Below are 22687 nucleotides of genomic sequence, written 5' to 3'. Positions count from 1 at the left end.
AAGTCCAAACCATTGATTCTAAAGCTATTGATAAATGCTCACCTGTGTAAGATACTTGTTAAATATTTGTGTCCGTTATTCGTAAATAAAGGGAAGCTTATGCTCAGAAAAACCCTCGTCAGTATGGCTGTGTCAGGTGCACTTTATGTGTCTAGCAGTTACGCATTAGAGTTGGGTGAGTTAACCTCGCAATCGAGCTTAAATGAGCCGTACCGTGGGAAAATTGAGCTTACCGATGTTGGTGCATTGACCACAGAAGACATTTTGGTTCGTCTCGGAAGTGAGAGCGAATTTCGTCAAGCAGGCTTTGCGCCAACTAGGGTCTTATCACAATTAAAGTTTGATGTGGCACAGGATAATGGTGAAATAATTGTTTCTGTGACATCGGACATGCCTTTGATGGTTGATGAGTTGCACTTTGTGCTGGCGGCTCGATGGCCGAGTGGGCAGGTTGTTCGAGAATATCAAGTGCCGTTAAATCAAACGGCATTGGTAGAAAAAGCCAAAAGTGAAGTGGTGCAAGCTGCTCAGGCAAGCGTACCAGAGGAAACTAATACGGCTTCAGGCAGTGTGTTCCGTCAAGCGACACAAAGGGCACAACAAATGTCATCACAAGGCCAATTTAATGTCCAAAGAGGTAATACTCTTTGGTCTATCGCTGGCCGCAATCGTCCTGCCAATCAATTGACGATTTATCAAACCATGATGGCCATTCAGGCCCTCAATAAAGATGCCTTCTATTCTGACAACATCAACCTTCTTAAAGAGGGGGCGGTGCTGCGTTTGCCGACACAAGATCAAATAGCACTTTTTAACAATGATATCTCCAGAGAAGAGTTTCTTCGTCAACACGATGCTTGGATGGCCCTGAAAGCGGCTAGAGGAGCGACTCAAGGCGAGGTTAAGCAAGCGCAGTTAAATACTCAGGCAGAAGCCAAACCTGCGGATTCAACACCTGAAAACACGGGTGATAAATTGACCTTGGCCTCTGGGCAAAGTGTGTTACCGGAGAAAGAAGCAAGTTCTAATGAGGGTAATGATTCGGCATTAGTGGAATCCTTGAAAAGTGAATTGTCCGCTTCTCAAGAGATGCTGGATAAAGAACAGCGTGAAAAAACAGAATTATCAGATCAGCTAACAGAGCTCAATAATCAGTTGGAAACATTAGAACAGCTGATTAACCTGAAAGACAAGCAGATGGCAGAGTTACAGCAACAACTTGCCAGTGCTCAGCAGGCAATGCAAGAGCAAAAAAATACGGTTGATCAATTGTTAGAAGCGGATCAAATTCGTCGTGAAAAAGAGCAGGCGGAAGCCGACTCTCTGATGAATAAAGTGTTTGGTAATCCTATTGTCGTTTCTATCGGTGCTGTGGTTCTCCTTTTGCTTGGATTCCTTATCGGCTTAATTATGCGCCGTTCAGGTAAGAAAAAAGCCGAAGAAGAGGTGGTGTCAAAGGATGAATTTGATCTCGCACCTGCAGCAGCGGCTGTCGCTGCAGCGCCTGTGGTGGCTGAGGCAATGGATGAGGCACCTGCTGAACCTGAAATAAAACAAGAGTTACCTGAAGAAGATCCTTTCGCCTTTGATTTTGATACGCCTGATGAAGAGGTGGTCGCTGGTGATGGTGAGTCGGAGGAATTCAAATCTTTTGACGAAGAGGTCACTTCAACTGAGTTCCCAGAGGTGACTGATGACGATGAAATGGGCTTTGAGGAAGAGGCCGTCGCGGAAGATATTCTGGAAAACGCGGATGAGCCAGAAGAATTCCCAGGTTTTGAAGAGGTAGATGACTTACCTGATCCTGTGCTGGATTTAGGTGATGATAATGAAGACGAACCAGCAGAAGATGAGATTCCGACTATGGAACCTGAGCTGGATGTTTTTGATCAAGCGGTTGAGGAAGCGACGGCGGATGAAGAACCAGAAACGGATGATTTTGACGTTTTCGATGAGCCTGAAATTGACAGTGATGAAGCATCTTTTGTTTCTAATTTATTAGAAGATAATGAACAAGAAGACGTTGATGAGTCTGGCATTTTTAATGGTGTGCCAGACGACAGTGTTGAAAACTCCATAGAAGAAACGCTGGCTGAAATGGAGAATGAAGCAGATGATGAGCTTGAAGTACCAGAATTTGGTGAAGCTGAAGCTGCATCGGATGAAGAAGCCAGTGATGATGAAGAAGAGTTTGATTTCTTTGATGCCAGTGGGGATGAAGTGGCAACCAAGTTAGATTTAGCCAGAGCCTACATGGACATGGGGGACGAAGAAGGTGCTCGAGTTATCTTGGAAGATGTGGTTGAGTCTGGTAATGAACAGCAAATTGCCGAAGCACAAAGTATGATGGAGCGAATGTTCCCAAGTGACTAAGAAAGTGGTACTGGTCGTTGAATACAACGGCTCAGCGTATAAGGGCTGGCAAGCCCAAAAGTTTGATGTTCCAAGTGTTCAAGAAAGTTTAGAAAAAGCCTTATCTGTTATTGCCAACCATACTGTTAAGGTGGTGTGTGCAGGACGAACTGATTCCGGTGTGCATGCCAGTGCCCAAGTGGTTCACTTCGAAACCCAAGCCGAGCGTAATGAACGCGCTTGGACTTTGGGTGTTAATACTTATCTTCCTGATGATATTACGGTTGTTGCCGCACGCTCTGTGGCCGATGACTTCCATGCTAGATTCAGCGCGTTAACACGACGTTATCGTTATGTGATCTATCAAGCCGAATTTTGCCCTGCGATTTTGGCAAAAGGAGTGACTTGGACCTATAAGTCTCTTGATGTGAATCGTATGCGTGAAGCCGCAAAAACCTATATTGGTACCCATGATTTTACTTCATTTCGTGCTGTTGGTTGTCAGGCACACACACCAGTGCGTACTATTGTGAATTTTGATGTGCAGGCATTGGGGCAATACATTGTTTTGGATGTGCGCGCCAATGCTTTTTTACATCATATGATTCGTAATTTTGCAGGGGTGTTAATGACCATAGGAGCAGGCGAGCAGCCTGTAGAATGGGCGCAGCAAGTCTTGGATGCAAAAGACAGGGCAAAAGGGGGTATCACAGCACCGCCTTATGGACTGTATTTTGTGGATGCTGAGTACCCGTCACATTTTAATGTGCCTGTGTGCAAATTAGGGCCACATTTTTTACCAAGGGTAGACGAGTCAAAATATGAATTGCCGAGTTAAAATCTGTGGAATAACCAATCTGGATGATGCTGAAGTCGCGGTTGCCGCGGGTGCTGATGCTTTGGGCTTTGTTTTTTACGATAAAAGTCCTCGTTATGTGAGTCCTGATATAGCGAATCAAATAGTCGCCAACTTGCCTCCCTTTGTGGTGCCTGTGGCGCTCTTTGTGGATGCAGATAAGTCTTTGGTTGAGCAGGTGATTACTGCTAACCCTCGGTGGATGATTCAATTTCATGGCCGTGAAGATGAAGCCGAATGTGCGTCTTATGGTCGTCACTATATGAAGGCATTACGGGTAAAAGAAGGTGATGATATCGAGCGCAGTGTGTCACAATACACATCTGCTAGCGCTATCTTGCTAGACGCTTATAAAAAAGGGGTTCCAGGTGGTACGGGTGAGACATTTAATTGGTCGCTCATTCCTGACAATCTGAGTAAACCGATAGTGTTGGCTGGCGGTTTGACCCCAGATAATGTGCGACAAGCGGTTAGCCAAGTGCAACCTTATGCAGTTGATGTGAGTGGTGGCGTGGAATTATCAAAAGGTCGTAAGGACTCACAAAAAGTAATTGAATTTATAGCTGGAGCGAAACGTGGATAATAAAAAAATCCCAATGAATTTGCCGGACGAACATGGCCGTTTTGGTGACTACGGTGGGGTGTTTGTCTCTGAAACTCTGATGTCCGCTCTGGATGATTTGGCAAAGATGTACGACACCCTTTCTAAAGATGCCGATTTTCAGGCGGCTTTTGATAAAGACCTTGCTCATTATGTTGGCCGTCCATCGCCATTGTATTTTGCCGAGCGCCTTACTGAAAAAGCCGGTGGTGCGAAGATTTATTTAAAGCGTGAAGATTTGAATCACACGGGTGCGCACAAGATTAATAACACCATAGGTCAAGCGCTTTTGGCCAAGCATATGGGCAAGCCGAATATCATAGCTGAAACGGGAGCTGGGCAACACGGCGTGGCTTCGGCGACAGTAGCAGCTCGCTTAGGTTTGAAGTGTAAAGTTTTCATGGGGGCGGAAGACATTCGTCGTCAATCTTTGAACGTTTACCGTATGAAGTTATTGGGTGCGGAAGTGGTGCCCGTTGAGTCAGGAACCAAAACCTTAAAAGACGCTTTGAACGAAGCCATGCGTTATTGGGTTGGCAATGTGGACGATACTTTTTACATCATAGGCACGGCGGCTGGCCCACATCCATACCCTAAGCTAGTGCGTGATTTTCAAGCTGTGATTGGTCGCGAAGCAAAACAGCAATGTATGGAGCAAGAAGGTCGTTTACCTGATGCGGTGGTGGCTTGTGTCGGTGGCGGCTCCAATGCCATTGGTATGTTTTATCCCTTTATTGAAGACGAATCTGTGGCTATGTATGGTGTTGAAGCCGGTGGTGATGGTGTGGAAACGGGTCGTCATGCGGCGCCATTATCTGCTGGTCGTCCAGGTGTGTTGCACGGTAATCGCACCTATGTGATGGCAGATGATGATGGTCAGATTATCGGAACGCATTCTATTTCAGCTGGTTTGGATTATCCTGGCGTTGGCCCTGAGCATGCCTGGTTGAAAGACGTTGGTCGAGCTAACTATGTGGCGATTAATGACGATGAGGCGATGGAGGCTTTTCGTGATTTGACGCGCTTGGAAGGTATTATGCCAGCGTTGGAATCCAGTCATGCGGTTGCTTATGGTATGAAATTGGCTTCTAGTATGCGCCCTGATCAGCTAGTGGTCGTGAATCTGTCTGGTCGTGGTGATAAAGACATTCTGACTGTGGCAGAATTGGATGGGATTGAAGTATGAGCCTAATAAAGCAATGTTTTGAAAATTTACAAAAATCTGGTAAAAAGGCCCTCATTCCTTATATCACTGCTGGGGATCCTTCACCTGAGTACACTGTGACCATGATGAATGCATTGGTAGATGCGGGTGCGGATGTGATTGAAATTGGTATGCCGTTTTCTGATCCTATGGCCGATGGCCCTGTGATTCAACTGGCTTGCGAACGTGCTTTAGCGGCGGGCACCAGTGTCCGAAAAGTATTGGATATTATTGCTGAATTCCGTCGTGGTAATTCGACGACCCCTATTGTTTTAATGGGGTATTTGAACCCGATTGAGTTTTACGGCTACCAAAAGTTTGCTGATGCAGCAAAACAAGCTGGAGTGGATGGTGTTTTATTAGTAGATCTGACTCCAGAAGAAGCGACAGATGTAGTAGAATGCTTCCGACAAAATGAGATTGATCTAATTTATCTGTTGTCACCTACCACGACAATGGAACGAGCGAAGAAGATTTGTGATTTAGCATCCGGTTATGTGTACTACGTTTCCGTTAAAGGAGTAACGGGTTCAAGCGCGTTGGATGTGGACAGTGTTCAAGATCATGTTGATCGTTTGCGTGGTGTGACCGATTTACCTATTGGTGTCGGTTTTGGCATTCGCGATGCAAAAACTGCTGCTGCAGTAAGCCGTTGTTCAGATGGTGTCATAGTAGGCAGCGTATTGGTTAACGCGATAGCAGAGAATAAAGATCAACAGAAAGAACAGATAGCTGACGCTCTGGGTGCAATTTTGGCTCCGATGCGTAGTGAAATGGACGCCTGAGTGGCAGCAATTAAAGAAGTATGGAGAAATAAATGAGTAGCTGGTTAGATAAGTTTGTACCTTCTATTGTACGTAGTGATAAGCGTCGTACATCATCAGGTTCGGTACCGGAAGGTTTATGGAAGAAGTGCCCAAAATGTGAAAACGTTTTGTATCGTCCAGAATTGGAAAAGAATTTAGAAGTATGTCCTAAGTGTAATCATCACTTACGTGTCAGTGCTCGTCGTCGTCTCGACATCTTTTTGGACAAAGAAGGTCGTGTGGAAATCGGTGCGCATCTTGAACCAGAAGATAAGTTGAAGTTTAAAGACTCCAAGCGTTATAAAGATCGTCTTGTTGATGCACAAAAAGCCACAGGTGAAAAAGACGCCTTGGTAGCAATGCAGGGTGAATTAAACGGTATGCCTGTGGTGGCCGTTGCTTTTGAATTCAGTTTCCTCGGTGGCTCTATGGGAGCTATTGTAGGTGAGCGTTTTATACAAGCGGTAAACGTTTGTCTTGAAAAACGCCTCCCCTTGGTGTGTTTTTCTGCCAGTGGTGGCGCGCGCATGCAAGAAGCTTTGATTTCTTTGATGCAAATGGCGAAAACCAGTGCCGGTCTGGAACGTATGAAGCAAGAGGGCATCCCTTACATTTCTGTGATGACAGACCCTGTGTTTGGTGGTGTATCCGCTTCTTTGGCTATGTTGGGTGATTTGAATGTGGCTGAGCCAAATGCCTTGATTGGTTTTGCGGGGCCTCGTGTTATCGAGCAAACCGTGCGTGAAAAATTACCAGAAGGCTTCCAGCGCAGTGAATTCCTATTGGATAAAGGCGCTTTGGATATGATCATTAAGCGTGATGAAATGCGAGATCGTTTGTTTAATATCCTAGCCATGCTAACCCATCATAAGGTTGCATAACTCAATGACAAAGTCGTCATTAGCGGACTGGCTCTCTTATATTGAGAGCCAGCATCCCGCGGAAATTGAGTTGGGCTTAGAGCGAGGTAATCGAGTCCTTGCTAAGCTGAACTTAGGGCGACCAAATCAACAAGTCATTACTGTGTCTGGAACCAATGGTAAAGGTTCTACCTGCGCCATGTTGACGCAATATCTGGTTTCACAAGGCCATTCTGTTGGCACCTACACTTCACCTCACTTCATTGATTTCAACGAGCGCATTGCCATCAATAATGAAGCCTGTAACGACGATTTAATTTGTCAGGCTTTTGAAGCCATTGAGCAAGCACGTGGTGATACAGCATTAACCTACTTTGAATTCAGTACCTTGGCGGCGTTGTGGATTTTTCATCATGCTCAGTTGGATTATTGGGTGTTGGAAGTCGGCTTAGGTGGTCGTCTGGATTCGGTCAATATGATAGATGCGGATGTGGCTGTGGTGACTTCCATTGCCCTTGATCATATGGACTGGTTAGGCGATAACATTGAAGTCATTGGTCGAGAGAAAACTGGCATTGCGCGTCGTGATTGCTTGTTGATCAGTGGGGTAGAGAACCCCCCGGTCAGTATTGCCCAAACGTCCGCTGAGATTGGCTCTATCTTGAAACAAAAGGGCCAAGACTTTCATTTTAAGGTGTCTGGCGATACATGGTCTTGGTATAACCAGGAAGTGCGTTTTGACCATTTACCCATTCCATCATTGCCATTACAAAATGCCGCGACCGTGGTGGCTGTCTTAGTTTATATGGGATTGGCTCCGCAGCATGAAGCACTGTTGAATTTATTCGCTCATGCTGAATTAACAGGGCGCTTTCAGCATGTAGCTGAGCAACCTGATGTATATATCGATGTCGCTCATAATCCGGAAGCCGCTGTTGAACTTCAGCAACGTCTAGCAGGGTTTGAGTGTCAACCTATTGCTGTGTGTGGCATGTTGCAGGATAAGGACATTCACAGTGTGATCGCCAGTTTAGCGAGTCGTTTTGCAACTTGGTATTGTGCTGATTTGGCTGGCTCAAGAGGGGCGAAAGCCACACAACTTATTTCATTGATTAGCAAAGAAACCGACACCTCGTCAGTGTCGTGCCACGCTTTTGAAACGGTATCACAGGCCTTTCAAGCGGCAAAACAACAAGCATTGATGGAAAATCGTGCCATCGTGGTGTTTGGTTCTTTTGTGACTGTCTCAGAGTATTTGCAAATGGCTAAGGGAAAGCATGAATTATGATAGATAGAGCTTTAACCTATCGACTCATTGGCGCTGGTTTGATAGTAGCTTCGGCGGCCATAGTATTACCTTTGGTGCTTGATGGAGAGCGGCCTGCAGAATTGGATATGCAAGTAGTGGTCTCAGAACCCCCGGCATTTGAGGTGGTAAAGATTGCTCCAGTTAAGTCTGTTCAAGAAATTGATTCCCAACAAGCGGCGCCAAAAGACCCACAAGATATAGAACTGATTCCTGTGGCTAAGTCGGTGACGGAGCTGAAAAAGGCAGAAGTGGCGAAAACCAAACCGCTGCCTAGCGTGACAGCGGCGGCGGATCGCTGGACTGTGCAAATTGCCACCTTTAAAAGTAAAGACAATGCCACGCGGCTGGTTGCAAAGTTACAAGAGGCGAATTACGACGCATACAGCATCACCACTAACTCTCTCCATAAGGTGTTTGTGGGGCCTGAATTTAAACGTGAAACTTCGAAAAAAATTCGCGACGACATAAAAAAAGAGTTTGGCTTAGCGGGTCTGGTTGTTAAGTATTCGGTGAATTGATCATTGGCTTTCAAGTCAGTATTTTGAATCCCTAATTCATCTGTTACACTCCGCAGCGATTAATAGATGTTCATGGAGTAAAGACATAAATGGCAACCGTTGATTGGCTGATTGTGGCCGTTGTGGTGTTATCTTCTTTGTTGAGTTTAAAGCGCGGTTTCGTCAAAGAAGTGCTGTCACTGCTCACTTGGGTGGTGGCCTTTGTGGTGGCTGTGAAGTTTTCAGATCAGATGCAATCCCTGTTGGTTGAACAAGTCCAGAATGACCAAATACGCTACATTGTGGCCTTTATCTCCTTGTTTGTCGCCTCTTTGGTCGTTGGTGCTTTGGTAAGCTTTTTGTTGGGTTCGTTAATTCAAGTGACAGGTTTATCTAGTACTGATCGCGTATTGGGTATGTTATTTGGATTTGCTCGTGGCAGTTTGATTGTGGTGGCATTTGTGTCTCTATTGAGTCTTAGCCCAGCCATTCAAGAAACAGAATTTTGGCAAACATCGCAGTTGATCCCCCAGTTAGGTCAATTGAATGAATGGACACGTGAAATGTTAGGCAAGAGTTCGGAACTAATGGATTCGACTCTCATTGATCGTGCCCTTGGTAATTAGTCACTACTAGGTGATGATAATAATTGAAAGAAAATCGTGCGACTGACCAAGTCGCAATTCCCCAACACGAGGATCTAGATAATGTGTGGTATCGTTGGTGTCGTAGGCACGTCGGTGGTTAATCAGTCAATTTTTGATGCATTAACCCTTCTTCAGCATCGCGGGCAGGATGCTGCAGGTATGGTAACCAGCCATAATGGACGTTTATGTCTGCGTAAAGACAATGGACCTGTTAGCGAAGTGTTTCGCACTCGTCATATGAAAAAATTGCTGGGTAACATTGGTATCGGCCACGTTCGTTATCCAACCGCTGGTACTTCCAGTTCCGCAGAAGCGCAACCTTTTTATGTTAATTCACCTTATGGTATTTCTCTTGCGCACAATGGTAACTTGACCAACACGGCGAAATTGAAGCAAGAAGTCTTTGAGTCTGATTTGCGTCATATCAATACTACGTCGGATTCTGAGGTCTTGGTCAATGTGTTGGCTCATGAACTTCATGAAGAGGGCAAGTTGGTGCCAACGCCTGAAGATATTTTTAATGCCCTTGAGCGAGTTTATAAGCGTATCGAAGGTGGTTATGCTGTGGTGGCGCTGATCACAGGTTACGGCATCTTAGCCTTTCGTGACCCAGATGGCATTCGCCCATTAATTTATGGTTCTCGTCAAACTGAGACTGGTATTGAATACATGGTTGCGTCTGAAAGTGTGGCTTTGGACGCCGCAGGTTTTAAAGTAGAACGTGATATTTTACCCGGCGAAGCCATCTTCTTAGATGTCAATCATAAGGTACATGTACACCAATGCACACCTAAGAAGGCCGCGCGTCCTTGTTTATTTGAATACGTATATTTTGCTCGTCCAGATACAGTGATTGACAATATTTCTGTGTACAAAGCGCGTATGAACATGGGAGATCGTTTGGCGGCGAAAATCCAACGTGAATGGCAAGATCATGATATCGATGTGGTGATTCCCATTCCAGATACCAGTCGTACAGCCGCTCTGCAAATTGCCCAAGCCTTGAATATTCCATTCCGTGAGGGGTTAGTGAAAAATCGTTATATTGGTCGAACCTTCATCATGCCAGGACAAGCGGTGCGTAAAAAGTCCGTGCGCCAGAAGCTGAATCCCGTGCCTTTTGAATTCAAAGACAAAACGGTGCTTTTGGTAGACGACTCCATTGTTCGTGGAACGACTAGTAAAGAAATCATTGAAATGGCACGGGAAGCGGGGGCAAAGAAAGTTTACATAGCCTCTGCTGCACCAGAAGTACGTTATCCAAATGTGTATGGTATTGACATGCCGGCTGCGGCAGAATTAATTGCTCATAATCGTGAAGCAGATGAGATTTGTCAGTTGATTGGTGCCGATAAGTTGATTTTCCAAGATCTACAAGATCTGATCGACGCTTGTATTGATGAGAAGCACTCTGATGTTCGAGAATTCGATACCTCGGTATTTGATGCGACTTATATTGCTGGCAATATTGATGTGGATTACTTAATGCAGCTGGAAGGCAGTCGTAATGACAAAAACAAAGCGTCTATTGAAGCAGTACAAGCGAGTGACATGATGCATCCTATGTGACACTGTTTGAACCTATGTGTCATTAAGCCAGGTTCGTCCTGGCTTAATTTTTTGTAGAGTGTGCGAGTGAGTCGATTTAGACTAATAATGTTAGATCCGTAATTTGAGACAGTTATAGATAGGTTGTTGGAGAACAAAATGTCAGCTTATAAAGACGCAACCAATGCGATACATGCGGGAACGCGTCAAACCCAAGAGCAAGAAAACAGCGAAGCGATTTTTGTCACTTCAAGCTTTGCCTATGCCAGTGCTGAAGAAGCGGCGGGTAAATTTTCTGGTGAGGACGATGGTAATGTCTATTCACGATTTACTAACCCTACGGTAGCGCTTTTTGAAGAACGTTTAGCGACCTTAGAGAAGGGTGAAGCGGCCATTGCGACAAGTTCGGGTATGGCAGCATTAATGACCATGGCATACAGCCTGTTAAGTGCTGGAGATCGAGTGGTTTGTTCGCGTAATATTTTTGGCTCAACGGTGAAGTTCTTTAATACCTATACCACTAAGTTTGGTGTTGAAGTCGTGTATGTTGATGCAACGGATTATGATGCATGGCAAGTGGCGATCAACGATAAAACACGCTTGTGTTACTTTGAAACCCCATCAAACCCATTATACGAAGTGGTGGATGTGGAAAAAGTGGCGCAATTAGCCCATGACAAAGGTGCGCTATTGTGTGTGGATACGGTATTGGCTACTCCAGCTTTGCAGAATCCTCTCACGCAAGGAGCGGATATCGTAATGCAGTCTGCTACTAAGTTTATTGATGGTCAAGGGCGTTGCTTAGGTGGTGCCTTGATTGCCAGTCAAGAGATAGTTGATGTCTTCACTGCCTTCATGCGCAGTGCTGGGCCTTGCATGAGCCCTTTTAACGCTTGGGTATTACTAAATGGTCTAGAAACCTTGTCTTTGCGAATGACAGCGCACTCTGCTAACGCTTTGAAATTAGCTGAGTATTTGGAAGCCCATCCAAAAGTGTTGAAGGTGAATTATGGTGGCTTGCCAAGTCACAAATATCACGAGTTGGCGAAGCAGCAGCAAAAAGACTTTGGTGGCTTGTTATCGTTTGAATTAGCAGGAGGACGTGAGGCGGCTTGGCGCTTTATTGATAGCGTTAAGTTGATGTCGATCACGGGCAATTTGGGTGACAGTAAAACTCTCGTGACCCACCCTGCAACCACAACCCATGGTCGTTTAACAGATGAAGAGAAGGCGCAGGCTGGCATTAAGGAAGGTTTGGTTCGTGTTTCTGTTGGTCTAGAAGACATGGATGACATTATTGCGGATGTGGAAGCGGCCTTAGCGAAATTAGTATAGTTGCCTTGCTTATCAACAAAAAAAGGGCTTACCAATAAGCCCTTTTTGTTGTTTTTATCTTACTGATTTATGGATGAGAGCAAGTTGCTGTCTACTCCTTTTAAACCCCTTTCTTTGGACAAATTGTCATCTAAAAAGTCGACTTTTGTGCACTTCATGATGCATGAATAGGCGTTTGCTCATCATTTGTATTTGCCTCGCTTGTCAGAGACTCTGCAGCCAACAAGACTTCTTGCTGTTTGCGTTCTTTGCGACGATATCCCAGTACCAGTAAGCAGGGGGTTAGTATCAAGGTCAGTGGCGTTGCAAAGGTTAAGCCACCAGCAATGGCGGTGGAAAGTTGCGTCCACCATTGGGCAGAAGGGGCACCTATGCTCAATGCTTGATTCACTAAATCAATGTTTAATTGAAACACCATAGGAACTAAGCCAAGAATGGTGGTGATGGTCGTCAAAAGGACGGGGCGTAGACGTTGAACGCCAGTTCGAATGGCGGCTTCGCGAACTTTCATACCTTGCTTGCGCAGACCGTTAAAAGTATCGATTAAGACGATATTGTTGTTCACCACAATACCAGCTAACGCAATAACCCCCACACCACTCATGACCACACCAAAAGGTTGTCCTTTGACCATTAGACCAATGAAGACACCCATTGTAGAGAAAATCACCGCACTTAATATCAACAAACATTGGAAGAAGTTGTTAAATTGCGTGACCAAAATGATTGCCATGATAAAGAAAGCCACACCAAAGGCTTTGGTTAAGAAAACCATGGATTTTTGTTGTTCTTCCGTGTTACCGCGGAATTCATAATCCACTGTCTCTCCTAAATCTGAGGCATCCAATTTCGCTTTAATCTGCTTGATTACTTCATCCACAACCAGACCATCGACAACATCCGCATCTATGGTAATGGTTTTCTTTCCTTCAGTACGATTCACCACACCTTGTTTCGGGGCAGCATAACGTTCAATAAAGTTGCTGGCAGGGATACTGCCTTGGTTGGTTGGAATCTGTAATTGATCCAATTGTTCAAGGTTACGCTGATTTACAGGGTAGCGCAGAACGATATCAATTTTGTCATCTGCGCCTTCTGGTAAAAAATCGCTCAAGGTGAGGCCTGTTGTTACCAGCTTGATCACATTACCCAGGCTATTTACGTCCACTCCGTAGCGACTGGCTTCTTCTCGGTTTATGTCAATGCGCCACTCAATACCAGGTAAGGAACGATCATCACTGACGCTGACAATTTCATCACGCTGCAACAGCTCTTTGGTGATCTGGTTCGCTGCTTGATTGAGTGCCTCAGAATAGCTGGAGCTAAGTTGTAATTGAATATCTGCACCGGATTGTGGACCACCTTGCTCTTTTTCAGCGCTGACTTCGATACCAGGTATCTGTTTCGTCTTTTCGCGAATCTGATCAAGAATGATGCTAGCAGAAGGGCGTTCATACCAATCAATAAATTCCATTGATATTGAGCCAATACTGTCTGGGGCAGAATTATTATCGGGTGTGGCATAAGATCGTACAACGACACTCTTTAGTTCTGGTGTGCCGAGGATTTGATCTTCAACCTGCTTGACCAAGATGTCTTTCTCATCTAGGGAAAGGTCGCCACGTGCACGAATATCAAGGTTGGCGGATTCAGGTTCTATGTCCGGAAAGAATTCCACTCCTTTGCCAAACTTACCGTAACCTGCAAAAATGCAAATCATTAGGGCAATGGTAAACAACAATACCCAGATAGGGTATTCCACTAGGCGAGTTAGTACGCGCCCGTATAGACCTGTGAAGCCTTTCAGATCGGCAAGGTTGCCTGTTTCAGTGATACGCAAAGTATGCATGGTTTTATCACTGTAAGCACCTTTCTTACCAATAATAGAGCCAATCGTGGGAAGCACGATCAAGGCCATGATTAATGACGAGGATAGGGTCGCAATGATGGTGATGGGCATAAAGCGCATGAATTCACCAACAATATCTGGCCAGAATAATAATGGCATGAATACCGCTAATGTAGTGGCAGTAGATGCGGTAATGGGCCATGCCATTCGCTTTGCTGCTTCACTGTAAGCCTGGCGTTTTGAAGCGCCTTCGGCCAGTTTTCTATCGGCATATTCAGTGACAACAATAGCACCGTCAACCAACATGCCGACACTCAAAATAAGCGCAAATAACACCACTATATTGATGGTAAAACCTTGAATATTTAACAGCAAAATTCCAGTTAAAAAGGCTCCCGGAATGGCCAAGCCAACCAAAATCGCACTGCGAACCCCAAGCGCCCAAACAATGACAATCATCACCAGTAATGTGGCGGCAAGAACGTTATTAAATAAGTCGTTTAACGAGGTTTCTATGTCTACCGACTTATCGCCTGTCAGGCTGTATTCGACGCCGTCTGGCCAGCTTCGACTTTCTTGTTCTACAACCGCTTTTACGGATTCAATGGTTTCAATAATGTTGACACCCACTCGTTTAGATACGCCAAGTGTAATGCTGCGTTTACCATTTACTCGAGCGTAACTGTTAGGGTCTTCAAACGTCAGTTCACCTGTGGCGATATCACCCAATAAAACAACTTGGTCGCCGTCTACTTTTACAGGCAGATTAAGAATGTCTTCTTTGGTTTTTAATAAACCGGGCACTTTTAGAGAAAAACGACCTGCTCCAGTATCCAAATTACCTGCCGCTACAAGGCGATTATTGCCTGAAACAAAATTCGCCACTTCCGTTAATGAAAGGTTATAGCTTTCCAATTGTTCCGGGCGAACAATAATCTGCGCTTGCTGATCTCGGTCACCACTGATGCTGGCTTCTAACACACCATCGATGGCTTCAATGGAATCTTGCAAGTGTTGTGCGGTACGGCTCAAGGTGGCGAAATCCACATTACCGGATAAGTTGACGCGTATTACAGGGAAAGTGGATAAATTGATTTCGGTGACGGTTGGTTCATCGGCGTCTTCTGGTAGCTCGCTTTTGGCTCGGTCAACTTTGTCACGCGTATCACTGATGGCTTGGTCAATATCAACCCCTGACTCAAATTCCAACATGATGGAAGCATGGCTTTCTGAGGCCGTTGACTTGAGTTCTTTTAATCCTTCTAGACCTTGTAGCTCTTTTTCTAAAGGATGAACCAGAAGGCTGTCAGCGTCTTCTGGGGATATGCCATCGAGTGAAACAGACACATAGGCCATAGGAATCGTGATGTCAGGATCACTTTCCTTAGGAATTTCAATATAAGACACTGTGCCCATAATGAGCACCAATACAAAAAACATCAGTACAGTACGAGAACGAGCTAAGGCGGCTTCAATAAGAGTTTGCATTGTTTGCCTCCTTAATTTTGGTAGTGGGCGTCAACTGAATCGCCAGCGGCCACAAAACCTTGTCCTACAGTAATAATATTGACATTGTTTGGTAGCCCTTTTACCCACACTTGATCACGTTCAGATTTGACGATGACCACAGGTACTATCTTGACCTTGTTGTCGATATCAATGATTTTTACGGCGGTATGACCTGAGTCATCCAGAGTCAACAAGGCTGGCGAGAAAGCATGCGCTTTTTGTTTCTCTAAGACAAAATCCACACTGGCAGTTAATCCCGCCGCGATTTTGTTATCAGGGTTGGGTACTTCTATTTCCACCTGCACCGTACGGCTGGATTCATTGGCCATAGCGTTGATAAAAGACACTGTACCTTCGGCTTGATAGCCTGACTCTAACTGAACTTTGCCTATCGTACCAAGTTGAATTTGCTGGATTTTGTTTTGCGGAATGTTGACGCTTATTTTGATCGGATTAAGGGATACCAAGGTGGCGACCTGTGATCCTACTGACAAAACTTGCCCTTGTTTAACATCTAATGTGTTGATAATGCCGGCAAAAGGGGCTTTTAAATTGGCATCTTCCAAATCTACCAGCAAGCTCTGTAAATTGGCTTTTGCGGAAGCCAGATCGGTTTGCGCTTGCGCTAAATTGACTTTAGAACTGAGGTTACCCTCATTGAGTTTTTTCATGCCATCGAGTTCAAGTTCTCTTTGCTGGATTAACAGCTTGGCTTGTTCGATTTGGCTTTTCAGAGTGCGAGAGTCGATCTCTAAGAGGCTTTGATCCTGGGTTACAAAATCACCTTTTTCAACATTGAGGCGCGTGATTTTGCCCTGATAATGATTGCTCAATACCAAAGTGTCATTGGCCATGGTTTGACCGCTTAACGGGAGGTGAATCTCTATTATTTGAGCACTTAAGGTTTTGGCTTGAACTGAGTAAGCGAGTTTATTTTCCTGCGCCTTATCGGTACTGGTGACCATGGTTTCTTGTGGAATCTGTGTTTGGTGTGGACTTGAGATGATCCCATTCCCACCTAACGTCATCCAAGCAACAAGACCACCAGCGATACAAAGTGCTGTGATCATACCCGCTTTACTTTTTAACTCCATGTATCACTCCATAGATTTTTATTTTGTTGTTCACAATAGATGCGAAAAAGCTAATTGCTATTAGTGCCAACGAAAAAGGCCAAACAGTTAGTATCATAGTCAAGATGTAAAATCTATCTATCAGTTCGATAAGAATAATGTGTTGAGGTGTAAAATAATGCTTTCATCTCAACAGGGAAGTCCTCGGCGTTTCTCCCATAATTTGCAATGATACAATAATATATGGAAAAGATATTTTAGGTATACATTTGTCTTATATAACTCTGTTAAATCTTGTCCGTCCTTTCAAAGTAAGATGTCTTGCTCTTAAAAAGAGACAAAATTTTCCCCTTGAGTATGCGTAAACGGCTTTATTGGCTATTTTGTTAAGCTAACCATTTCTTCTTATACAAAGTCATTGAACGAAAAGGCGGATTATTTTTCACCTAACAAGCTGCTTCCCCTGAGAAAAATGATCACTTTATCTCACAGGCTTGTTGTATGACTTGTTCGTTTTTTCACTAAACCTTCTTATTGAGGAGTGCTATGATAGCGCCCACAAATTTACCTCATTAGAATTGGACAGATATGAGTCTATTGTCATTAGAACAGGTTAGTGTTGCCTTTGGTCATAATCCACTGCTGTCAAAAATTAATTTTTCTGCCGACGCCGGTGAACGAGTTGCCATTATTGGTCGTAATGGTGCAGGCAAATCCACCTTTTTAAAAGTCGTATCAGGAGAGCAAATTCCTGATGAAGGTGTGGTGCGTTTAGAGGGCGGAATGCGCATCGCGCAATTACCTCAAGAATTGCCTGAAGCCAATCATAAAAGTGTGCGTCAGGTAGTGAGTGAAGGTGCAGGTGAAGTACACGAATTAATGACGCGCTATTTTGCTTTGTTGGAAGATACCAGTCAGGACCATGCTGATGAGTTAAGTCATATCCAAAATGAGCTGGATCGCTTGCAAGGTTGGGATCTTGAACAGCGCGTTAATCATATGATCCAACGTTTGGCTTTACCGGCAGACAAATTAATGTCGGAATTGTCTGGTGGTTGGCGTCGTCGTGTTATTTTGGCTCAAGCGCTTATTTCTGCACCGGATGTATTACTGCTGGATGAGCCAACCAACCATTTAGACGTGCCGACCATCGAATGGATGGAACAGCAGTTATTGCAGTTTCGTGGTTTGATCTTGTTCATTACCCATGACCGTCGCTTCCTTGAAAAATTAGCCAACCGTATTGTCGAGTTAGATCGTGGCAACATGCTGTCGTTTAAGGGCAGCATGGATGAGTTTTTGGTTTATAAAGATAAGTTATTGGAAGAAGAGGAACGCGCCAATGCCTTGTTTGATAAGCGTCTTGCCGAAGAAGAAGTGTGGATTCGTCAAGGTATCAAAGCGCGTAGAACCCGAAATGAAGGTCGAGTCAGGGCCCTAAAAGCCATGCGTGTAGAGCGGTCTGAGCGTATCAATCGTCAAGGCAATGCTAAGATGACGATTGAGAGTAAAGAGAAGTCGGGTAAGTTGGTGGCGGAATTCACTCAAGTCAGTCATGCTTTTGCAGACAAAGTAATACTGCAACCTATGGACTTTATGGTGAATCGTGGTGATCGAATTGGTCTGATTGGTCCAAACGGTTGCGGTAAGAGTACCTTCTTAAAGATTCTATTAGGGGATTTGACGCCAAGCTCTGGTAAGGTGCGCCAAGGTACTAAACTGAATGTGGCTTACTTTGACCAACTACGTGAACAGCTTGATCCAGAAAAGACGGTTGCTGAAAACGTTGGTGAAGGCAAGGATACCATAGAAATAAATGGTAATACGAAACACGTTATTGGTTATTTGGGGGACTTTTTGTTCCCACCAGAACGCGCGCGAACGCCTGTGAAAGCCTTGTCTGGTGGGGAGCGTAACCGTGTGTTATTGGCTAAGCTCTTTACTAAACCTGCCAACTTATTGGTAATGGATGAACCTACCAATGACCTTGATGTGGAAACCCTTGAGCTATTGGAAGAACTCTTGATGAATTACGATGGTACCTTATTGTTAGTCAGTCACGACCGGGCTTTCTTGGATAATGTGGTGACCAGTGTGATTGCCTTTGAAGGGCAAGGTCACGTTAATGAATACGTTGGCGGTTATCAAGACTGGATTCGTCAAGGTGGTAAATTCCCAACGGAATCTACGTCTCAAACCTCAGACAACAAAGTGACTGAAAAAAACACTAAGCCTGATGTTGAAGCAAATGCCACTTCGAAGAATGCATCGGCGAGCAAGGTGAAAGCCAAATTAAGTTATAAATTACAGCGTGAATTTGATGCCATGCCAGATACCATTGCGGCATTGGAAGCAGAACTGGAAAACTTCCAAGAAATCACCAGCGCCGCGGATTTTTATATGGGGGATGCTCAGAAGGTGCAGGATACCTTGACGAAAATGGCCGAGAAAGAACAAGAGCTTGAGTCCACAATGGAGCGCTGGCTTGAGTTGGAAGAAATGCAAAACGGATAAAAATGGATTGCCAGATCCATGCTGTGTCATTTGTGCTGCTTGGTGCAGAACTTTTATCCTTTGTAAGCCCTAAACTAAGAGGTCTCAGTGGCTTGAGGTAAATCGCTTTGTGTTTACCTTTCAAGCCCTAATCAATGGAAATGCCAAATAGGTTAATCTCCATTCGATAAGGAACTTCCTCTTCTTTGGTGCTCAAAGCGTCAAGTAAGATGATATATCGACTTATTTGGTGAGCTCTAAGGTTGGCTTCACTTGGTAATTGATTACTAAACTTAGTGGCTCGCAATGCGCTCTTGATGCCACTTGTTACTGAAAATTGATGCTTGCCCAATAAAATAATCTCTTTTCCCATGTGCCAAAAAATATCTAAATTTTGGATTTGCAGTGGGCTTATCGGAGGTACCAAAGGAACTATGTCTTGCTCTGTGACGATGCGTAGTAGCGGCATATCTGCAAACTTTTTTGCCCCCGAGAGGTTGGTGACCTTAGGTTGACCAAAGGTCACCACGGATTCAATAGGGTGGCCTTCTGCTTCTAAGTACATGGCCAGCACCACGGCAATGGCACCGCCTAAACTGTGGCCAGTAATGGCGAGCGGTATATCCTTGTCTAAGTATGGGCGAACATCTTGCAATACTTGTTGTGCAGCTTGTGCAAAGCCAGTATGCAATTGCACACCCAATGCTTGGTCAAATTGTAAAGATACGGTCAAATCTAATATGACATTATTGAGGTTAGCTGTGCCGCGAATGGCGAGAGTTTGTGCTTGTTTATTTTGTGACAAAAAATACAACACATCAGAATTAGGTAAGACCGCTTGGTGGATCAGCTGTTGACCCTGTTGCTTAAGTGTATCGCCTAGTTCACTTTTAGTCAGTGTTTCAATATAGGTATCAGATGACAATTTGGCAAACTGACTCAGTTGCTTGAAGTTGATTTGAGCATAGGCTTTTGGCAACAAGAATAGAAGATTGAACAAACAGAAAATAATAAAAAGATGACGTGGTAACATGGTTAAGCGACGATAAGAGAAACATCTGGCAAGCTTACTGGAAATAAGCATCTAACAATAGTCTTGGGTGATCTTTTAGTGTTTCTCTCTTTGTCATTTTTAAAGGTGATTTTGGGTAAGGCTGCTGGGGAAATGGTGCAGCGAAAATGAATAGAAGTTTAATCAATAATTCGTCATATTTTATATAAAGAAAAAGTATGAAAAATATGTCGAATTCATGTGCTAGGAGACTAGACTTTTTTCTGATTAGATCTTAATCTATACATAACTTGACCAAGTGGTAATTTTACCACAAACCATTGTCAAGTGTTCGATAAAGCCTCAGAAAAATAACAATTTGCCTATCCGGCAGCCTAAAACGAACCTTGTCAAACGCTCGAAAGATATCACTTTCCAAAGCAATTGGGGTCAAGATTTTTAAACTAATGAATCTTATGAGGCTCGCTATGACTAAACTATTTTCTTTGTTTGTATTATTGTTCGTAAAAAAATCCGATGCTGATACTCAGCAAGCTATTAACGAATTAGAATCTTATTCTGATCGTGAATTGGCAGAGCTAGGTATTTCTCGTATTGGTATTAGAGACGCCGTTCAATTCGGTCGTCAATCTGCTGCCTAATACTAGATACTAGACAGCGCAATTGAATTCTATAAACCAAGCAATCTTGCTTGGTTTTTTTATGTCTGCTAATAACTTTTACCTTTGTTGGCTTTTTGTTTAATAGGATTTGCCAAAATAACAAAAATCCTTTAGTTTAGCTTTCTATATTTTCTCAGGGAGTGAGATATGTTAGCAAGACTCTTTTTAATCTGGCTGTGCTTCAGCCTTCCTTCCCAAATACTCGCACAAACACCAGTTCAGTTGGCCACTGTATTTGAAGACGATGTTGATGTCTGTGAATATTTAGTGAGCGAAAAGTTCGATGGAATTCGTGCGATATGGACAGGATCCGAGTTGATTAGCCGTCATGGCAATCCCATTAATGCTCCAAGGTGGTTTACAGATAAGTTGCCAAATATCTGGTTGGATGGCGAGTTGTGGACGCAGCGCAAGGACTTTTCCAGAATTATGTCTATTGTTCGCAAGAAACAGCCAGTGGATCAAGAATGGCAACATATCCAATACATGATCTTTGATGCGCCGGATCGGGAGCGCCATTTGACCTTTGAACAAAGGTATGCACGTTATAAACGCATACTTGAACACCTTAATTTACCTCATGTTAAGCCTGTTGAGCACTTCACGGTTAAGACAATTGAAGAGCTTTATGAGCATTTGGATCGGTATGTGGCTGATGGCGCCGAAGGTCTCATGTTACATCGTAAAATGGCTGTTTTTGAAAGTGGTCGTTCAGACAATTTACTTAAACTCAAACCTTATGAAGAAAATGAAGCCAAAGTCGTTGCCATATTAGCAGGGCAAGGAAAATATAAAGGTATGATGGGCTCGATATTGGTGGAGATGCCATCTGGCCTAAGGTTTAAAATTGGTAGTGGTTTTACTGATCAAGAAAGGGCGAATCCTCCAAAAGTGGGTGACCATGTGATTTACAAACACAGTGGTTTAACGGATCGCGGCATACCTCGCTTTGCGGTATTTCAGAAGTTAAGATACGCTGAATATTGATGCATATAGTAAGTGAGTAATGTGACAGATCTATATTGTTTGCCTGGTACCATGTGTGATGAAAGGCTATGGCAACCTCTGCAAAGCCTTCTTAATGATGTGAACTTATTTCACCAAGTCATACCGGTTGCGTTTTCTATAGACGACATATTGTCTGAATTGGCTGAATCTCTTCCTGATACGCCTTTTCATTTGCTGGGCTTTTCCATGGGAGGGTATTTGGCAACGGCTTTTGCTTTGCGTTTTCCCTCGCGAATCAAAAGCTTGGTGGTGCTTTCCAATTTAGCATCGGGCTTACTTGAAAGTGAAAAACAACAAAGGTTAGTTGCCTTAAATTGGGTTCGTAAACAAGGTTATTCCGGTATCCCACGTAAAAAAGCCCAAGCAATGTTAGGTCGTCATGCGGCAAAAAATGATGACTTGGTTGAATTGATTCAAGCTATGGATAAAACCTTGGGTGAGAAAATATTGCTGCAACAATTAACAGCCAGTTTAGAGCGGCCGGATTTACAGAATGAAATAGTACAGGCTTCTTTTCCTGTGACTGTGATGACTGGAGGTGAAGATGCCTTATTGCCTGAGCAGGATAAACAAAGGTATATCGCGGAGAATAGGATCCGATATATCGAAATTGCAGAGGTAGGGCATATGTTGCCTTTAGAATGCCCGCAGCAAATCGCCAGCATTCTTCAACAAGCCTTGGTTGTGTCATCCTAAGTATCGCCTTGATTGATTATAAAGTTGGACAAAATAAAGTATGAAGGGTGTCTATTAAGGTTTTGACCTTTTGATCTCCTAGACTGTAGTAAATAGTTTGAGACTCTCTTCTGGTTGTGACAAGACCGTCTTTGCGTAACACAGCAAGATGCTGAGACAATGCGGACTGGCTCAAGGGAAGCTTTTCATTGAGAGCAGTGACGGACATTTCACCTTCCAGTAGGTGGCACAAAACGAGTAAACGGTTTTCATTACTTAATGCTTTCAAAAATACTGCCGCTTGCGCAGACTGAGTAATCATCTCTTGCATTGTCATTGTGTTGTTTGTCATGTCGTTTTCCTTACTTATGTCTCTTTGACTCTACTGTCG

19 protein-coding genes are annotated in these 22687 nt (G+C 44.0%); 15 read left to right on the top strand and 4 right to left on the bottom strand.

Features of this window, described 5'->3' with window-relative positions:
- Positions 1-99 precede the first annotated feature (99 nt).
- The 11 genes from ABXS85_RS02885 to ABXS85_RS02835 all read left to right on the top strand — a co-directional run bounded on the left by ABXS85_RS02885 (position 100) and on the right by ABXS85_RS02835 (position 12015).
- Entirely contained in the window at positions 100-2373 is a 2274-nt protein-coding gene (locus ABXS85_RS02885) for a FimV/HubP family polar landmark protein (protein WP_353668546.1), read from the top strand.
- Positions 2366-3190 (top strand): tRNA pseudouridine(38-40) synthase TruA, encoded by an 825-nt coding sequence (gene truA / locus ABXS85_RS02880; RefSeq protein ID WP_353668545.1) that lies wholly within the window; start codon positions 2366-2368, stop codon positions 3188-3190. The genes ABXS85_RS02885 and truA overlap by 8 nt, the downstream gene beginning before the upstream one ends.
- The gene (locus ABXS85_RS02875; RefSeq protein WP_353668544.1) at positions 3174-3791 is read left to right on the top strand and encodes a phosphoribosylanthranilate isomerase; all 618 of its coding nucleotides are present in this window, start codon (positions 3174-3176) and stop codon (positions 3789-3791) included. The genes truA and ABXS85_RS02875 overlap by 17 nt, the downstream gene beginning before the upstream one ends.
- Positions 3784-4995 (top strand): tryptophan synthase subunit beta, encoded by a 1212-nt coding sequence (gene trpB / locus ABXS85_RS02870; RefSeq protein WP_353668543.1) that lies wholly within the window; start codon positions 3784-3786, stop codon positions 4993-4995. The genes ABXS85_RS02875 and trpB overlap by 8 nt, the downstream gene beginning before the upstream one ends.
- Positions 4992-5798 (top strand): tryptophan synthase subunit alpha, encoded by an 807-nt coding sequence (gene trpA / locus ABXS85_RS02865; protein ID WP_353668542.1) that lies wholly within the window; start codon positions 4992-4994, stop codon positions 5796-5798. Before trpB ends, trpA begins: the two co-directional genes overlap by 4 nt.
- A gap of 32 nt (positions 5799-5830) precedes the next feature.
- Positions 5831-6700, top strand: a complete 870-nt coding sequence (accD, locus tag ABXS85_RS02860; RefSeq protein WP_353668541.1) for an acetyl-CoA carboxylase, carboxyltransferase subunit beta — start codon at positions 5831-5833, stop codon at positions 6698-6700.
- 4 nt (positions 6701-6704) lie between these two features.
- Entirely contained in the window at positions 6705-7967 is a 1263-nt protein-coding gene (gene folC / locus ABXS85_RS02855; RefSeq protein ID WP_353668540.1) for a bifunctional tetrahydrofolate synthase/dihydrofolate synthase, read from the top strand.
- Complete coding sequence (locus ABXS85_RS02850; protein ID WP_353668539.1) at positions 7964-8506, top strand: SPOR domain-containing protein; 543 nt, start codon at positions 7964-7966, stop codon at positions 8504-8506. Before folC ends, ABXS85_RS02850 begins: the two co-directional genes overlap by 4 nt.
- A gap of 89 nt (positions 8507-8595) precedes the next feature.
- Complete coding sequence (locus tag ABXS85_RS02845; protein ID WP_353668538.1) at positions 8596-9111, top strand: CvpA family protein; 516 nt, start codon at positions 8596-8598, stop codon at positions 9109-9111.
- Between the two features lie 81 nt (positions 9112-9192).
- A complete protein-coding gene (gene purF, locus ABXS85_RS02840) occupies positions 9193-10701 on the top strand; it encodes an amidophosphoribosyltransferase (protein ID WP_353668537.1) in 1509 nt (502 codons plus the stop codon).
- 138 nt (positions 10702-10839) lie between these two features.
- Entirely contained in the window at positions 10840-12015 is a 1176-nt protein-coding gene (locus tag ABXS85_RS02835; protein ID WP_353668536.1) for an O-succinylhomoserine sulfhydrylase, read from the top strand.
- 154 nt (positions 12016-12169) lie between these two features.
- On the opposite strand, the gene ABXS85_RS02830 is transcribed toward ABXS85_RS02835, so the two are convergent.
- Both ABXS85_RS02830 and ABXS85_RS02825 read right to left on the bottom strand, forming a co-directional pair.
- On the bottom strand, positions 12170-15352 hold the full coding sequence (locus tag ABXS85_RS02830; RefSeq protein WP_353668535.1) for an efflux RND transporter permease subunit: 3183 nt from the start codon (positions 15350-15352) through the stop codon (positions 12170-12172).
- A gap of 11 nt (positions 15353-15363) precedes the next feature.
- The gene (locus tag ABXS85_RS02825) at positions 15364-16467 is read right to left on the bottom strand and encodes an efflux RND transporter periplasmic adaptor subunit (RefSeq protein WP_353668534.1); all 1104 of its coding nucleotides are present in this window, start codon (positions 16465-16467) and stop codon (positions 15364-15366) included.
- 567 nt (positions 16468-17034) lie between these two features.
- Here ABXS85_RS02825 and ABXS85_RS02820 point away from each other — a divergent pair.
- The gene (locus ABXS85_RS02820) at positions 17035-18960 is read left to right on the top strand and encodes an ATP-binding cassette domain-containing protein (protein WP_353668533.1); all 1926 of its coding nucleotides are present in this window, start codon (positions 17035-17037) and stop codon (positions 18958-18960) included.
- A 127-nt stretch (positions 18961-19087) separates the two neighbouring features.
- Here the strand turns inward: ABXS85_RS02820 and ABXS85_RS02815 are convergent, their stop codons facing one another.
- Entirely contained in the window at positions 19088-20023 is a 936-nt protein-coding gene (locus ABXS85_RS02815; protein WP_353668532.1) for a lipase family protein, read from the bottom strand.
- Positions 20024-20418: 395 nt separating this feature from the next.
- Here ABXS85_RS02815 and ABXS85_RS02810 point away from each other — a divergent pair, with 395 nt between their 5' ends.
- From ABXS85_RS02810 to ABXS85_RS02800, 3 genes are all read left to right on the top strand, one after another.
- Entirely contained in the window at positions 20419-20592 is a 174-nt protein-coding gene (locus tag ABXS85_RS02810; protein WP_353668531.1) for a hypothetical protein, read from the top strand.
- Between the two features lie 168 nt (positions 20593-20760).
- Positions 20761-21600 (top strand): DNA ligase, encoded by an 840-nt coding sequence (locus tag ABXS85_RS02805; RefSeq protein WP_353668530.1) that lies wholly within the window; start codon positions 20761-20763, stop codon positions 21598-21600.
- 21 nt (positions 21601-21621) lie between these two features.
- The gene (locus ABXS85_RS02800; protein WP_353668529.1) at positions 21622-22317 is read left to right on the top strand and encodes an alpha/beta hydrolase; all 696 of its coding nucleotides are present in this window, start codon (positions 21622-21624) and stop codon (positions 22315-22317) included.
- A 16-nt stretch (positions 22318-22333) separates the two neighbouring features.
- Here the strand turns inward: ABXS85_RS02800 and ABXS85_RS02795 are convergent, their stop codons facing one another.
- Positions 22334-22648: a metalloregulator ArsR/SmtB family transcription factor gene (locus tag ABXS85_RS02795; protein ID WP_353668528.1), complete on the bottom strand. Its 315-nt coding sequence runs from the start codon at positions 22646-22648 to the stop codon at positions 22334-22336.
- Between the last annotated feature and the right edge of the window lie 39 nt (positions 22649-22687).

Origin of the sequence: Marinomonas sp. THO17 (assembly GCF_040436405.1) — a bacterium.
Classification (GTDB): Bacteria; Pseudomonadota; Gammaproteobacteria; order Pseudomonadales; family Marinomonadaceae; genus Marinomonas.
This window is presented reverse-complemented; position numbering and strand designations above follow the sequence as displayed.